The organism is Aeromonas sp. R6-2 (assembly GCF_040908155.1).
In the GTDB taxonomy this organism is placed as follows: Bacteria; Pseudomonadota; Gammaproteobacteria; order Enterobacterales; family Aeromonadaceae; genus Aeromonas; species Aeromonas schubertii.
Window position 1 is genome coordinate 36,192 of the sequence record NZ_JBFODE010000037.1, and the last position, 15,011, is coordinate 51,202.

Consider the following 15,011-nt stretch of genomic DNA (forward strand, 5'->3'; position numbering starts at 1 on the left):
ATGAGCCTTGTTTTTACCCAGTTGCTGGATGGGCTGCTCGGCGCCGACGCCGGCTTTGAGCGGGTGTGGTTTGCCGCCGATCGCGGGGTCCCCCCCAGCTTTAGCTACCAGGTCAACTTTCCCCGTCTCGAGCTGGTGTTCGACGGCGAGTATGTGAACCGGCTCTGGTGCCCCGAGCAAGAGGTGCGAGAGGTGAGTGTGCTGCCGGGCCAGGCCCTCTATATTCCCCCCAATGGTTGGAACAAGCCGGACTGGGAGCGGGAGTGCACCGTGCTGAGTCTGCTCTTTGGCAAGCGGCAACTGGGGCTGAGCCTGGTGGTCAAGCGCCGGGGAGAGACGGGGTTTGCCGATGTGAAGAAACACAGTATCCCGGGGGCCACCGGGCGCGCCCTGGATCCGACACTGCAGGCCCTCGACACCCTGGCCCGGGAGGCGGTGACGGCGCCGATGGATAACTACCTGCTACTGGCCCTGCTGGCGGGGAGCCGCCAGCTGCTGCTGGAGTCTGCCGCCGGACGCGCCCGCGGGGCGGATCTGTTCCACGGCATCTGCATCTACATTCAGGAGAACTTCCACCGCCCCATCTGCCGGGAGAGCATAGCGGCACGTTTCAACCTCTCGGCCAGCCACCTGTCACGCCTGTTTCGCCAGCAGGGACACATGCGCCTGGCTGATTACATAGGCTGGGTGAGGCTGGAGCGGGCGAAATTCATGCTCAAGAAGTATCGCTTTCGCCTCGAGGAGGTCTCCCGCCGCTGTGGCTATCGGGACGTGAACTACTTCTGCCGGGTCTTCAAGCAGAAGACTGGCCTGACGCCCTCTCAATACCGGGAGCTGAGCCAGCCGGGAGAGGGGGCCGTTACAGCGTCACCCAAGTGGTGAGACCCTCGACCAGGATGGCGTGACGAGCGCTGGCGCTGGAGGCGCGCAGCAGCGCCGGGCCCAGCGTCTCTCCCAGCAGGTTTTGCACCAGGGTGGGGAGGGGGCGCAGTCGCTCGGGCGGGAGCGCACGCGGGGCCGCCATCAGGATCAGGGTATTGACTGGCCCGAGGGGGGAGCCCCATTCCAGTCCGAGCGGGCTCTGCAGCAGGGTCAGGGCGGGGGCCTGCACCGCCTCGCTCAGCACATGGGGCATGGCGAGCCCGGCGCGGATCAGGGTGGGAGAGATCTGCTCGCGCTCTTGCAATTGACGGAGCAGCTGTTCCGGGTCCGTCAGGATATCGGCAGGGAGTCGCCCCACCAGATGTGCCAACGCCTGCTCTTTGGTGAGGGGATCGTGTCGCTCACTCACCATGGCCGGCGTCAGACGATAGCCGGGCAGTGCACGTTCGAGCCGGCTCTGGGCCTGGGCGAAGCCGGGGCGCTTGCCGCCCAGCAAGTGTCCCAGCTCGGTGACCCAGGAGGTAAGCACCATGTGGGCCAGCTCGGCATCCGCTCCCTCGATCACCAGTTGGCAAAGATCCCCCTGACGCGCGGCGGCGCTGAGCAGGGCCAGCAGTTGCGCCGGGTCCCCCTGCTGGCGACGGCTCAGGTTAATCAGGCAGAGTCGGGCGCGGAACATGCCCCCGAGCCGCCGCAGCTGGCGTGCCTGGGGAATGGTAAGGGGGCGATGGCAGTAGAAGGTGAGCTCACGCCGGGGCATGGCCACCTGCCGCCTGCAGCACGGCGATGGGATCGAGCAGCACCGCCTCGAGAGAGACCCGACGCTGGGGGCAGCCGAGGAAGCGCTCCTTCTGCTCGACCTCGATATCGGAGGCAAGCAGCACCAGATCGGCCCGGGCGATGTCGTGGGCGGTGAGGATGTTCTCGATCCCCATGGCGCCCTGAGTCTCGACCTTGATCTTCATGTTGAGGGCATTGGCCGCCTTGCGCAGGGCGTCGGCGGCCATGTAGGTGTGGGCAATACCGGTAGGGCAGGCGGTGACGGCGACGATATTCATGGGCTGAGGGCTGCTGACAACGGGCCCCCAGCATAGCCTCAAACCGTGGCGCAGCCAATGACGCAGTAGTCGGCACCCGTGGTGGCGAGTGCCTCCAGGCTCGGCGGATCGCGCCAGTCAACGGGACCATTGAGGAAGTACCAGCGCAGGCGTGGCAGGAAGAGGTTGAACCACTCGTCCTGAAAGAACTCGAAACCCTGATTCCACTCCGGATCGTTGGCCCAGCCGGTCTGGACGAAGTGGAGGCGGGTGCTCATCCCCTCCGGGGCGAAGCGCAGACAGACCTGGGTCTTCTGATGACGGATATGGGTCAGATGGGGTGGAAAGTTCCAGCTGAAGCTGAGCAGATCATAGGGCATCACCGCCATCATACGGCACCCCTCGGTGCCACGCAGGCCGTGGGCCTCGTCGGGGCGAAAATAGATCTCGAAGGGACCGTTGGGTTCGGCCACCACCAGACAATCGGGGGCCAGGAAGCTGCGGATACCATGCTCCGTGGTCCAGGCATTCCAGACCGCCTCGACCGGGGCCGGGATGAGAATACTACCTTCAAGCTGCTTGTTTTCCATCACGTACGCCCTCCTGGGTCATGCAGTCGGACCAGTATAGCTCCATCTGCCTCCAAGGGGGGAGGCCAAAATGTGGCCGTCAGAAGTGGTCCGATAACCTTGTCAGTAAACATAGAGGGAGGGGGAGAAGAGGGCCAGGATCGTGGGGGGCCGAAATAAGAGAGGCCCGCACGGAGCGGGCCTCTGGGCAGGCTAGGGGATTAACCCTTGGCCTCGTCGGCGGGAGGGAGGGAAGAGCGTGACTCTATCTTCTGCTCGTCCCCCTTCATGTTCTTGATGTAGATATCCATCTGGTTGAAGGCGATCTCGATGCCATGCTCCTTGAAGAGCAGGTCGATGCGACGGTTCAGCTCGTCGATGGCCGGGTTTCTGTCCCCCAATTCGCTGACGAAGAAGCGCAGCTCATGATCCAGGGTGCTGGCACCAAAGGTGAGGAAATAGACGATGGGCTCCGGCTCCTTGAGCACCCGGCTGTTCTCCTGGGCGGCCTGCAGCAGCAGCTTGCGGGTCATCTCGAGATCCGAGCCATAGGCCACCCCGACCCGGACGATCACCCGGGTGACCGTATCGCTCAGTGACCAGTTGATGAGACGTTCGGTCATCAGCTGCTGGTTCGGGATGATCACCTCCTTGCGGTCGAAGTCGGTGAGGGTGGTGGCCCGGATCCGGATCTTCGAGACGGTGCCCGAGAAGGTGCCGATGGTGACGGTGTCACCGATCCGCACCGGACGCTCGAACAGGATGATGATGCCCGAGACGAAGTTCGACACGATTTGCTGCATGCCGAAGCCGATACCGACCGACAGACCGGTCGCCACCCACTGCAACTTGTCCCACTGCACCCCCATCAGGGAGAGGGAGACCAGCACGCCCACGCTCAGCAGCACATAGTTGAGCATGGTGGTGATGGCGTAGGCGGTGCCTTGGCCCAGGCGCAGGCGCGATAGCACCAGTACCTCGAGCAGGCCGGGCAGGTTGCGGGCCAGCGACCAGGCGCCCCCGAGCATGAAGAGGCCGGCCATGACATCGCGCAGGCTGACCGGATAGAGCACCGCATTGGCCCCGGTGCCCTCGCTCTTGTGCCACAGCACTATGCCGTCGAGGTAGGAGAAGACGGCCACCAGATCGGACCAGAGCCAGTAGAAGGCGAAGCCGAAGATGCCAAGAAGCACGATGCGGGCCAGACGCAGAGACTGCTGGCTCACCTCTTCCAGTGCCATGGGCTGCTCTTCAACCGTCTCGCCTCCTTCCGCATCCTCGGTGACCTTCTGCTCGCGCTTGGCGACGGCGCGGCGCCAGGCCAGACGGCGTGCTGCCAGCTCGAGCCCGCGCAGGGCGGTGCGGTAGACCAGGCTCCACAGCAGCATCAGGTAGAAGGACTCGATGAGGCGGCCGGTCAGCTTGAGGGAGGTGTAGTAGTAGCCCATCACCACCAGCACGATGAGGGCCAGGGGGGCCAGCGCCAGCGCCATGGCCAACAGGTTCTGCCCCAGGCTCGCCTCGCCCTTGATGCGGGCACGGCTGATGGGGAAGACCAGGTAGGCGGTCAGGGCCAACAGGGCGATGGTGAGGGCCTGGCCGATGACGTCATTGGCCAGGGTGGAGGGCTCGACCGTCCCCTTGGTGGAGAGCATGATAAGCGGCAGCAAGGGTAGCCAGAGGTAGCGCATGCTGGCGTGCTTGGCCTGCAGCTCGGCCTTGGGCTGGCGGAAGTGGCTCTCGCCGATGCCGCCCGGTTGCATCACATCGAGATAGAGGCCAAAGACCAGGTAGCCGAGGGCCAGGTTGACCGTCATCACGAAGATGAGCTTGGGGCTGAGCAGGCCGCAGTAGGTGAGCAGCAGGCCGACGGCCCCTATGGTCAGGCTGCCGGGCAGGCGAGTGATGAGGACCCACAGCAGGGCCTTGGGGGTGTGCCACTGACTGTCCTGGCGGAAGCGGCCGAGATCCTTGCGGATTTTCTCCTGCTTGTGTTGCAGCAAGGGACGCTTCCAGCGCAGCAGGGCGGCGAGGAGCAGCATGGGCAGGGCCAGCAGGCTCACCGGCAGCAGCATCTCGCCCCACTGGCTCCAGTCCGGTCGCAATGCCCACTCGCTCGACTGCTTGAAGGCAAGACCCGGCCAGGCGATCAGCCACTTGCCGTCGATAGGCTTGTTGCTGCTTACCCAGAAGATGTGCTGCTGCAGGGTGAACTCTATCTGGCTGTAGACCCGCTGGATCTGCTGCTGGGTCAGTTGCAGGCTGATGGCGGTGGTGAGCTGCGAATCGAGCTGCCGGTTGAGCTGATCGAGCAGGACGATCCGGGTGTCCACCAGCTCTGCCAGCTGGTTGCGATCCTCGTCGCTGACCGGGTCGCTGCTCTGGGCGATCAGAGTGTCGATATAGCTCTGTTTCTGATAGAGCTGATCCCGCTGTTGGCTCAGCTCGAACTGGGCCAGGTGCAAGTCGGCGATCTGTTCGGCCAGGTTTTTCACCAGCTGGGTCGGGGCGCTCTCCAGCTGTTGGTAGAGTTGATAGAGGATGCGCGACAGCAGCAGGTTGCCCTTGAGCATCTCCACCTGCTCGTTGAGGTTGCGCTCCATCTGGGTGCCGCGATCGAGCCAGCTCTTGGATTGCAGGTTCTTCTGTACCAGCTGGTTCAGGTTGCCGGTGGCGGCGATAAGCTGCTGGCTGAGCTGGTGGTTGAGCTCCTGCTCGTGCTGGATCAGGGGGCTGTCTTCGTTGGCAACCAGCTCGCCGGTCTCCTCGGCCGCCTTCTCGGTCGCTCCCAGCCGCTTGGCACTGATGCGCTCTTGCAGCACCTCCAGCCTCAGCTGCTCGGCCGAGAGTTTAAGGTTGACCAGATCCCGCTGCTTGGTGGTGAACTCCTGCAAGCCGGTACGGCTGTCGAGCTCTTTTTGCAGCTGGGCCAGCTGCAGCTCGATGAGCACCTGCTCGGCCTGCAGTTGCAGTTTGGCGGCCGACGAGGCTTCACCGCTGGTGAGTCGGCTACGAATATCCTGGCTGCGTTGGTAATCCCGGCTCATGGTGGCCTGGGCGCGCTCGGGCAATGTCTGCAACGAAGTGAGACGGCTATTGATGGCGCCAAGCTGCTCCTGCAGGGTTTGCAGGTTGGTGAGGGTCTCGCTCTGCAGGGCATCGAGGCGCTCCAGGGGGAGTTTGTCATACTCTTTGGCCAGCTCTTCCCGGCTCTTCCCCTTGCCCAGCGCCGCCAGTTCTGCGGTCACGCTCTTGAGCCGGGTCGGCAGGTCGCGCAGTTGCTGGGCGCTCTCCTTGGCCTTGTTCCTGGCCTTGGTGATGGCATCCAGGGTAGAGAGCGCCTCGTTCAGGCGTTTCTGGTCATCCTGCTGGCCCGCCGTCAGCGTCTCCTGCTTGGCGAGTTCGTCGAGCTGACGCTGGATCTGGTTACGGGTCGGCGGCTCCTGCGCCTGAGCCGCAGGTATGGTCAGCATCAGACTGACCAGGATCAGCAGCATGGCCTGGAGCACGCCTCTGTTCATTATTCGCATAGGGATTCCGGTGTAGCCATCAGGCTTGTGGTTCACTTGGGCGCGCGGATTCTATCACCGCTCAAATGGGTGGCGCAGTGGGGGGGCGAAAAAAAAACCGGAGCCTGGGGGCTCCGGTCTCGTTCACTCGACAACCGTGGTCGTCAGCGACTTACTTCTTGATGCGGATTACCGGGGTTTCACCCACGGTCACGGCGCCAGTCAGCTTGGTCAGCTCTTTGATCTCGTCCATGTTGGAGATGACAACCGGAGTCAGGGTAGACTTGGCCTTCTCTTCCAGCAGCGCCAGATCGAACTCGATGATCACGTCGCCCTTCTTGACCTGCTGGCCTTCCTGAGCGATACGCTTGAAGCCTTCGCCCTTCAGTTCGACGGTGTCGATACCGAAGTGGACGAACAGCTCGATGCCGCTGTCAGACTCCAGGGAGAAGGCGTGGTTGGTCTCGAAAATCTTGCCGATGGTACCGTCGCACGGCGCAACCATCTTGTTGCCGGCCGGCTTGATGGCGATACCGTCGCCTACGATCTTCTCGGCAAACACGACATCCGGCACATCTTCGATCGGTACGATTTCACCGGACAGAGGGGCAAAGATTTCGATGCCGCCGGTGTCGCTGCTGTCGTCGGAGACCAGTTTCTTCAGTTTGTCGAACAGACCCATAGTTAAAGCTCCTAGAGAATTATTGTCGCTGTTTGCTGCCGATCTTAGCAGACTGCCTTCTGCTTGATAAAGCTATCGACGCAGGCTTCGATTTCGGCGGCGGTTGCAAAGCTCAGGGCTTGGTCTGCCATCGCCTTCACATCTTCGAAGTTGGTGTTGCGGATGAGCTTCTTGATGCGCGGAACAGAGATAGCGCTCATGGAGAACTCGTCCAGCCCCATGCCGAGCAGCAGCAGGGTAGCACGCTCGTCACCAGCCAGCTCGCCGCACATACCGGTCCACTTGCCTTCGGCGTGGGACGCGTCGATCACCATCTTGATGAGGTTCAGGACGGAGGGCGACAGCGGGTTGTACATGGCGGAGATCATCTCGTTGCCACGGTCCACGGCCAGGGTGTACTGGGTCAGATCGTTGGTGCCGATGCTGAAGAAGTCCACTTCCTTGGCCAGGTGGTGAGCCATCACGGCGGCAGCCGGTGTCTCGACCATGATACCCACTTCGATGTTCTCATCAAAGGCATGACCTTCGGCGCGCAGTTCGGCCTTCAGCTGTTCCACGGTTGCCTTGAGGCTGCGGAACTCCTCGACGGAGATGATCATGGGGAACATGATGCGCAGCTTGCCGAAGGCGGAGGCACGCAGGATGGCGCGCAGCTGGGCATTCATGATGTCGGTACGGTCGAAGAAGATGCGCACGGCGCGCCAGCCCAGGAAGGGGTTCATCTCCTTCGGGAAGTTCATGTAGGGCAGTTCCTTGTCACCGCCGATGTCCATGGTACGGACGATGATCGGCTGGTTCGGCATGGCCGCGGCCACTTCTTTGTAGGCCTGGAACTGCTCATCTTCGCTCGGCAGGGCGTCACGATCCATGAACAGGAATTCGGTGCGGTAGAGACCGACACCCTCGGCGCCGTTGCGGATGGCACCTTCGGTATCCTTGACGGTACCAATGTTGGCGCACACCTCGACCTGATGGCCGTCCAGGGTGATAGCCGGCAGATCCTTGAGCTTGGCCAGCTCATCTTTCTCGGCCTGGTAGCGAGCCTGGGTCTCTTTGAACTGGGTCAGCTCGGCGTCGCTCGGGTTGATCACCACCTTGTTGTTGATGGCGTCGAGCAGGATCATGTCGCCGTTCTTGACACGGTTGGTGATGTCGTTGGTGCCCACGATGGCCGGCAGCTCGAGGGAGCGGGCCATGATGGAGGTGTGGGAGGTGCGGCCACCGATATCGGTGACAAAACCCAGCACGTATTTCAGGTTGATCTGAGCGGTCTCGGAGGGGGTCAGGTCTTTGGCGACCAGGATCACCTCTTCATCGATGGTGCTCAGGTTGACAACGGGGATACCCAGAGTGTTCTTGATGAGGCGGGTACCGATGTCACGGAAGTCGGTGGCACGCTCGCGCAGATAGGGGTCATCGAGTTCCGCCATCATGCGGGCGTACTGCTCGATGACCTCATAGATTGCACGGTCAGCCGAAGCCTGGTTCTCTTTGATGAAGGACTTGATATCGCCTTCCAGCTCTTCATCTTCGAGCAGCATGATGTGGCCTTCGAAGATGGCCTCTTTCTCTTCACCGAAGGTGCGACCCGCCATCTCTTTGATGGCTTCCAGCTGGGTTGCGGATTTGGAGCGCGCTTCGATGAAGCGGCTGATTTCGCTCTCGACCTGGCTCTGTGCAATGGGAGCCTGGTTGATCACGATCTCTTCTTCTTTCAGGAGCAGCGCCTTGCCGAATGCAATGCCGGGGGACGCCAGAATGCCAGATATCATAACCCTATCCTAAATAGAACCTAAGACTGTGGGGGGAGGGAAAAGCTGGATTACTCCAGCTCGTCCATCAGGGCTACCAGCTTCTCTACGGCTTGCTGGGCGTCCGGGCCGTCGGCCTGGATGGTCACGTTGGTGCCCTTGGTCAGGCCCAGAGTCTGCAGTTTGAACAGGCTCTTGGCGCTGGCGGACTTACCACCGGAAACCACGGTGATCTCGCTCTGGAACTCTTTGGCTTCTTTGACGAACTGAGCTGCCGGACGGGTGTGCAGGCCGTTTTCAGCAGTGATGACTACAGACTTCTCGTACATGGTTTCACCCCATATTATTGATATTTTCACGTCCGGTTCGGCACATGTAACCGTTTTCCGGACAGTTGCAGTATGCATATGTTGTAAAGTAACGAAATCGAACTGGCAAAGGTTTAATCCAGGTCAATTTTCTGTGCACTTCTCCGTGGAGAACGCTCATTTTTCTCGTCATTTCTCTCGCAAGGCCGCACGGCGTCGGGCTTGGAGATTATTTCATAACGAAAAATAACACTATGTTACTTTGTGATACCTTGCCGGCAAACATGCCGTGACGGGCCATAGAGTATGAGATTTATCACGTTTTGTCTGCTCTTTTCGACGTGCAAAGGGTTGTTATTTTACCCCTTAAAATAAGGGCGTCGTTCTTGTCTGGTGTCGAAGAGGCTAGCCAAAGGAGGCACGGCGCTCAAGTGAGCGCCGTGATCGGGGGGAGGGAGAGGAGGTAAAGTCCTTACTGCTGCAGCTCCTGCTCGGTGAAGACACCGGCAAACAGGGCGCTGGAGAGGTAGCGCTCGGCGGCGCTCGGCAGTATGACCACGATAGTCTTGCCTTCAAACTCCGGCAGCTCGGCCAGGCGATTGGCGGCCACGACGGCGGCGCCCGAGCTGATGCCGGCCAGGATTCCTTCCTCTTCCATCAGGCGACGCGCCATCTCGATGGCGTCATCACTGGTTACCTGCTCGACCCGATCGAGCAGCGACAGATCCAGGTTACCCGGGATGAAGCCGGCACCGATCCCCTGAATCTTGTGGGGGCCGGGCTTGAGCTCTTCACCGGCCAGGGTCTGGCTGATCACCGGGGATTCGGCCGGCTCGACGGCGACCGAGACCACGGCCTTGCCTTTGGTCTGTTTCAGATAGCGGGAGACGCCTGTGATAGTCCCGCCGGTGCCGACGCCGGCCACAAACACGTCCACATCGCCGTCGGTGGCTTCCCAGATCTCGGGACCCGTGGTCTTTTCATGGATCTCCGGGTTGGCCGGGTTTTCGAACTGCTGCAGCAGTACATACTTGTCGGGGTCTGAGGCGAGGATCTCGTTGGCCTTGGCGATCGCCCCCTTCATGCCGAGGGGGCCTTCGGTCAGCACCAGATTGGCACCCAGGGCCTTGAGCAGTTTGCGACGCTCCAGGCTCATGGTGGCCGGCATGGTGAGGGTGATAGGATAACCACGAGCCGCCGCCACGAAGGCCAGGGCGATGCCGGTATTGCCGCTGGTCGGTTCGATCAGCTCCTTACCGGCCTTGAGGACGCCGCGTTTCTCGGCATCCCAGATCAGATTGGCGCCGATCCGGCACTTGACGCTGAAGCTGGGATTGCGGCTCTCTATCTTGGCCAGGACACGTCCCTTGGTCACCCGGTTGAGGCGAACGAGAGGGGTGTTGCCTATGGTCAGGCTGTTGTCCTCGTAGATCTTGCTCATGGTACTGGTCCCTGTGGTGTCGGTCGGAGATGGGTTAAGAGTAACGCCTCGAATCTGAATGAGAAGTGACGAATTGTTATAACCATATGTTATTAGAACCTATGCAGCTTATGCTGTGGTTCTCCACCTCGAGCGCAAGGAGTGACGAGGATGCAATTTCAGGGAAGTGGGCAGTATCTCGCCTCAGAGGCACTGCAGATGGCGGTCAATGCCGCCGTGGTGCTGGAGAAACCCCTGCTCATCAAGGGGGAGCCCGGTACCGGCAAGACCATGCTGGCGGAGGCGGTGGCCGAGGCATTTGGCTGCGAGCTCATCGCCTGGCACATCAAGTCGACCACCAAGGCCCAGCAGGGACTCTATGAGTACGACGCGGTCGCCCGCCTGCGCGACTCCCAGCTTGGCGATCCGCGCGTCGCCGACATCCATCACTACATACGCCGCGGCAAGCTGTGGCAGGCCTTCACCGCCGATGAGCGTCCCGTGCTGCTGATCGACGAGATCGACAAGGCCGATATCGAGTTCCCCAACGATCTGCTGCTCGAGCTCGATCGCATGATGTTCGACGTCTACGAGACCGGCGAGCGGGTAACGGCGCATCGGCGCCCCATCGTCATCATCACCTCCAACAACGAAAAAGAGTTGCCGGATGCCTTCCTGCGCCGCTGCTTTTTCCACTACATCCGCTTCCCCGAGAAAGAGGAGATGGCGGCCATCGTCCGCATGCACTATCCGCACCTCAAGGAGGCGCTGCTCGGTGAGGCGCTGGAGCTCTTCTTCGAGCTGCGCGAGGTGCCGGGCCTGCGCAAGCGCCCCTCCACCTCGGAGCTGCTCGACTGGGTTCGTCTGCTGCTGGCCGACGAAATCGACCCCGAACTGCTGCGCAGCCGAGAGCCGGGCAAGCTGATCCCGCCCCTCTATGGCGCCCTGCTCAAGACCGAGCAAGACCTGCACCTGTTTGAGAAGCTGGCCTTCCTGGCCCGCCGGGGAGCCTAGTCGTGCTGCTCGACTTCTTCACCTGCCTGCGCCGCCACCGCCTGCCGGTGAGCCTGCGCGAGCTGCTCGACTTGCACGGCGCGCTGGCGGCACGCCTGGTGTCGGTCGATATGGAGGCCTTTTATCAACTGGCGCGCTGCGTACTGGTCAAGGATGAGGCCCACTACGATCGCTTCGACCGTGCCTTTGGTGAGTATTACGAGGGGCTGCAAGAGGCCCCCTTGCTACCGGAGAGCCTGCCGGACGACTGGCTGCGCCAGGAGTTCGAGCGCTTGCTCAGCCCCGAGGAGAAGGCCTTGCTCCAATCCCTGGGCGGGCTCGACAAGCTGCTCGAGCGCCTCAATGAGCGGCTGGCCGAGCAGAAGGAGCGCCACGCCGGCGGCAACAAGTGGGTCGGCACCGGTGGCAGCAGCCCGTTTGGGCATGGCGGTTACCACCCCGAAGGGGTGAGGATGGGAGGGCAGTCGCGCCATGGCCGCGCCGCCAAGGTGTGGGAGGCGCGGGTTTACCGCAACCTCACCGATGAGGAGCCCCTCGGCCAGCGGGCGATGCAGCTGGCCCTGCGCCGGCTGCGGCGCTGGGTGCGCCGCGGCAGCCCGAGCGAGCTCGATCTTGACGAGACCATCCGGCGCACCGCCCGTCAGGGGTGGCTTGATCTCCAGTTGCGTCCCGAGCGCCACAACGGGGTGAAGTTGCTGGTCTTCTTCGATGTGGGGGGCTCCATGGATGTCCATGTGGCGCAGGTGCAGCGGCTCTTCTCGGCCCTGCGCCATGAGTTCAAACATCTGGAGTATTTCTATTTTCACAACTGTCTCTACGAGTCGGTGTGGAAGGATAACGCACGGCGCCATGAGGAGCGTTTCGATACCTGGCGTTTGTTGCACACCTATGGCAGTGACTACCGGGTGATCCTGGTGGGGGATGCGACCATGGGGCCCTATGAGATCACCTGGCCGGGAGGCTCGGTCGAGCAGTGGAACGAAGAGCCGGGACAGGTCTGGCTCGAGCGGCTGCAGGCTCACTTTCCCAAGCTGGTGTGGCTCAATCCCACTCCGCGTCGGGAATGGCTCTGGCACCCCTCTATCAAATTGATGGGCTCGCTACTGGGCGAGCGCATGTATCCTCTGACGCTGGCAGGCCTTGCCGAGGCGGTGGAGCAACTATAAGCGAGGCCGAGCAGCGGCCCATCCAAGGAGCTGAAATGACATCGACAACGACGGACGCCATCGTGATCAGCGGCAGTGGGCTCTATACCCCGCCACACGCCGTCTCCAATGAGGCGCTGGTTGAGGCCTTCAACCGCTGGGTAGACCTCTACAACGAGGAGAACGCCTCGGCCATCGACGCCGGCCAGATCCCGGCCAAGCAGTATTCGAGTTGCGACTTTATCGAGAAGGCGTCGGGGATCAAGAGCCGCTACCTGATGAGCAAGGAGGGGGTGCTCGACCCTGAAGTGATGCAGCCCCTCATCCCCGAGCGGGCCGACGACAAGCCCTCGCTCATGGTGGAGATGGCGGTGGCGGCAGCCGAAGAGGCGCTGCGGGAGGCCGGCCGCGAGCCGGGAGAGATCGATCTGGTCATCGTCGGCGCCTCCAACATGCCGCGCCCCTATCCGGCGCTGGCCGTCGAGCTGCAGCACTACCTGGGGGCCGGGGGAGCCGCCTTTGATATGAACGTGGCCTGCTCCTCGGCCACCTTCGCCATCAAGACTGCCGCCGATCTGCTGCGCGCCGGCACCGCCCGGCTGGCTCTGGTGGTCAATCCGGAGATCTGCTCGGGTCACCTCAACTTTCGCGATCGTGACAGCCACTTCATCTTCGGTGACGCCTGCACCGCCGTGCTGCTGGAGCGCGCGGAAACGAGCCGCACTCCGCACCCCTGGGAGCTGGTTGACGCGCGCCTGGTGACCCGGTACTCCAACAACATCCGCAACAACTTCGGTTTCCTCAACCGCTGCAGCCCCGACACCCGCTACGGTGACGACAAGCTGTTTGTGCAGCAGGGACGCAAGGTGTTCAAGGAGGTGCTGCTCATGGTGAGCGAGCTTGTCGCGACCCAGCTTGGCGAGGCCGGATGGGGGAGTGAGAGCCTGGCGCGCCTGTGGTTGCACCAGGCCAACCTCACCATGAACCAGTTTATCGCACGCAAGGTGCTGGGCCAGGATGCCACTACCGAGCAGGCGCCGGTGATCCTGGATCGTTACGGCAACACCAGCTCGGCGGGTTCCATCATCGCGTTTCATCTGTACAATCGCGACCTTCCCGTCGGGGCCCGTGGGGTTCTCTGCTCGTTTGGGGCCGGCTATTCTGTCGGTAGCCTGTTGCTTCGGCGCCGCTAGGTGGGCCAGACCCACCAATAACAACACAACATGTTCAGGTGGGTCTATGCATCCAATTTATCGAAGGGCCGCCCTCCATTACGGGGCGAGCCTGCTGCTTATTCTGCTCTACGGCATTCAGGTCTGCCCCTTCCTGGAGGGGCTGACCCTGACCCAGCTGGGGGCACCGGTAGTGGTGATTTTCATCGCCATGTATGCCCTGCGCAGCCGACTGATGGCGAGGGGGGAGGCACAGGAGAACGGCTTCTTCGTGGAGCTGGGTCTCTTCCTGCTCGGCGGTGCGCTCTGGTCGCTCTATAACGCGCTTCTGTTTGACTTCCCCCTGGAGAGCCATCTCAAGATCCTGCTGGGGATGTTGACCCTGGGCTTTCTGGTGGCGGCCGAGCTGTCGCTGCAGCGGGAGTGGTTGCAGGCCAGGGAGTGTGAGGCCCATGAGGTGTTCGAGCTGAGCGGCCCTATCGGTATGCCGCTGACACGCAAGTTCTCCCTCTTCACCCTGGCGACTCTGGTATTGCTCGGGGCCGTCTTCTTCCTGCTCTTCAACAAGGATCTGGAGTGGCTGGTGGCGGCCGAGCATCAGCTCCCCAGGCAGACGGCCCAGGCTCTCATCCTGTTGGAGGTCGCCTTCGTGATGGGGACGGCATTTGCCTATCTCTGGTTTATTATTCGTGCCTACGGGCGCAATCTGACCCTGACACTGACCTATCAGACCCGTACCATGGCCAGGGTTCGGGTGGGTGATCTCGACGCCAGGGTGCCGGTTTCCCGGGATGATGAGTTTGGCCTCATCGCCGCCGGGACCAACCAGATGATCAGTGAGCTCAAGGCGCGCCGCGACGAGCTGAACCTGACTCGGGATGTGGCCATACTCGGTCTTGCCTCCCTGGCGGAGACCCGGGACAACGAGACCGGGGCCCATATCATCCGCACCCAGCACTATGTGAAGGCGCTGGCCGAGTACCTCAGTCGGCTCGACTGGGATCGCTATCCCCTGGATGATGCCACCATCGATCTCTTGTTCAAATCTGCCCCCCTGCACGACGTGGGCAAGGTGGGGATCCCCGACGCCATCTTGCTCAAGCCGGGCAAGTTGACCGACGAAGAGTTCGCCATCATGAAGCGCCATCCACAGATCGGGGCCGATGCCCTGGCCAGTGCCGAGGCTCAGCTGGGGTCCAACTCCTTCCTGCGTCTGGCCCGGGAAATCGCCCTCACCCACCACGAGAAGTGGGACGGCAGCGGCTACCCGGCCGGGCTGGCAGGGGAGGCGATTCCCCTCTCGGGACGCCTGATGGCGATTGCCGACGTCTATGACGCCCTCATCTCGGCGCGGGTCTACAAGCCGGCCTTCAGTCATGAAGAGGCGCGGGAGATCATCGTCCGGGGGCGGGGCAGCCACTTCGACCCGGCGCTGGTCGATGCCTTCCTCGCCTGTGAGGCCCAGTTTCGCGACATCGCCAGCCGCCATCGGGACCGTCATTGATACCAGAAGGCGCCACCC

13 protein-coding genes are annotated in these 15,011 nt (G+C 62.1%); 5 read left to right on the plus strand and 8 right to left on the minus strand.

Annotation, left to right across the window (positions count from 1 at the left end; all coding sequences use genetic code 11):
- On the plus strand, positions 1–882 hold the full coding sequence (locus AB5Y48_RS08960; RefSeq protein WP_050666042.1) for a helix-turn-helix transcriptional regulator: 882 nt from the start codon (positions 1–3) through the stop codon (positions 880–882).
- Here AB5Y48_RS08960 and AB5Y48_RS08965 read toward each other — a convergent pair.
- The 8 genes from AB5Y48_RS08965 to cysK all read right to left on the minus strand — a co-directional run bounded on the left by AB5Y48_RS08965 (position 860) and on the right by cysK (position 10,179).
- Entirely contained in the window at positions 860–1,642 is a 783-nt protein-coding gene (locus AB5Y48_RS08965) for a PTS sugar transporter subunit IIA (protein WP_136613024.1), read from the minus strand. The genes AB5Y48_RS08960 and AB5Y48_RS08965 overlap by 23 nt on opposite strands.
- Positions 1,629–1,940: a PTS fructose transporter subunit IIB gene (locus AB5Y48_RS08970; protein WP_050666044.1), complete on the minus strand. Its 312-nt coding sequence runs from the start codon at positions 1,938–1,940 to the stop codon at positions 1,629–1,631. Before AB5Y48_RS08970 ends, AB5Y48_RS08965 begins: the two co-directional genes overlap by 14 nt.
- A gap of 38 nt (positions 1,941–1,978) precedes the next feature.
- The gene (locus AB5Y48_RS08975; protein ID WP_368164292.1) at positions 1,979–2,509 is read right to left on the minus strand and encodes an SRPBCC domain-containing protein; all 531 of its coding nucleotides are present in this window, start codon (positions 2,507–2,509) and stop codon (positions 1,979–1,981) included.
- Positions 2,510–2,709: 200 nt separating this feature from the next.
- A complete protein-coding gene (mscK, locus tag AB5Y48_RS08980) occupies positions 2,710–6,018 on the minus strand; it encodes a mechanosensitive channel MscK (RefSeq protein ID WP_368164245.1) in 3,309 nt (1,102 codons plus the stop codon).
- Between the two features lie 151 nt (positions 6,019–6,169).
- Positions 6,170–6,679 (minus strand): PTS glucose transporter subunit IIA, encoded by a 510-nt coding sequence (gene crr / locus AB5Y48_RS08985; protein ID WP_005356937.1) that lies wholly within the window; start codon positions 6,677–6,679, stop codon positions 6,170–6,172.
- Between the two features lie 44 nt (positions 6,680–6,723).
- Complete coding sequence (gene ptsI, locus AB5Y48_RS08990; protein ID WP_050666047.1) at positions 6,724–8,451, minus strand: phosphoenolpyruvate-protein phosphotransferase PtsI; 1,728 nt, start codon at positions 8,449–8,451, stop codon at positions 6,724–6,726.
- A 50-nt stretch (positions 8,452–8,501) separates the two neighbouring features.
- On the minus strand, positions 8,502–8,759 hold the full coding sequence (locus tag AB5Y48_RS08995) for an HPr family phosphocarrier protein (RefSeq protein ID WP_005338266.1): 258 nt from the start codon (positions 8,757–8,759) through the stop codon (positions 8,502–8,504).
- A gap of 451 nt (positions 8,760–9,210) precedes the next feature.
- Complete coding sequence (gene cysK / locus AB5Y48_RS09000) at positions 9,211–10,179, minus strand: cysteine synthase A (protein WP_050666048.1); 969 nt, start codon at positions 10,177–10,179, stop codon at positions 9,211–9,213.
- Positions 10,180–10,329: 150 nt separating this feature from the next.
- Here cysK and AB5Y48_RS09005 point away from each other — a divergent pair, with 150 nt between their 5' ends.
- Genes AB5Y48_RS09005 through AB5Y48_RS09020 form a run of 4 tightly spaced genes read left to right on the plus strand, consistent with a single transcriptional unit; the run spans position 10,330 to position 14,993 of the window.
- Positions 10,330–11,172: a MoxR family ATPase gene (locus tag AB5Y48_RS09005; protein ID WP_050666049.1), complete on the plus strand. Its 843-nt coding sequence runs from the start codon at positions 10,330–10,332 to the stop codon at positions 11,170–11,172.
- 2 nt (positions 11,173–11,174) lie between these two features.
- Positions 11,175–12,338 carry a VWA domain-containing protein gene (locus AB5Y48_RS09010; protein WP_050666050.1) on the plus strand — a complete coding sequence of 388 codons (1,164 nt, stop codon included), beginning with the start codon at positions 11,175–11,177 and terminating at the stop codon, positions 12,336–12,338.
- 35 nt (positions 12,339–12,373) lie between these two features.
- Positions 12,374–13,510: a beta-ketoacyl-ACP synthase III gene (locus tag AB5Y48_RS09015; protein WP_368164246.1), complete on the plus strand. Its 1,137-nt coding sequence runs from the start codon at positions 12,374–12,376 to the stop codon at positions 13,508–13,510.
- Positions 13,511–13,556: 46 nt separating this feature from the next.
- A complete protein-coding gene (locus AB5Y48_RS09020; protein WP_224159526.1) occupies positions 13,557–14,993 on the plus strand; it encodes an HD domain-containing phosphohydrolase in 1,437 nt (478 codons plus the stop codon).
- The last annotated feature ends 18 nt before the right edge of the window (positions 14,994–15,011 follow it).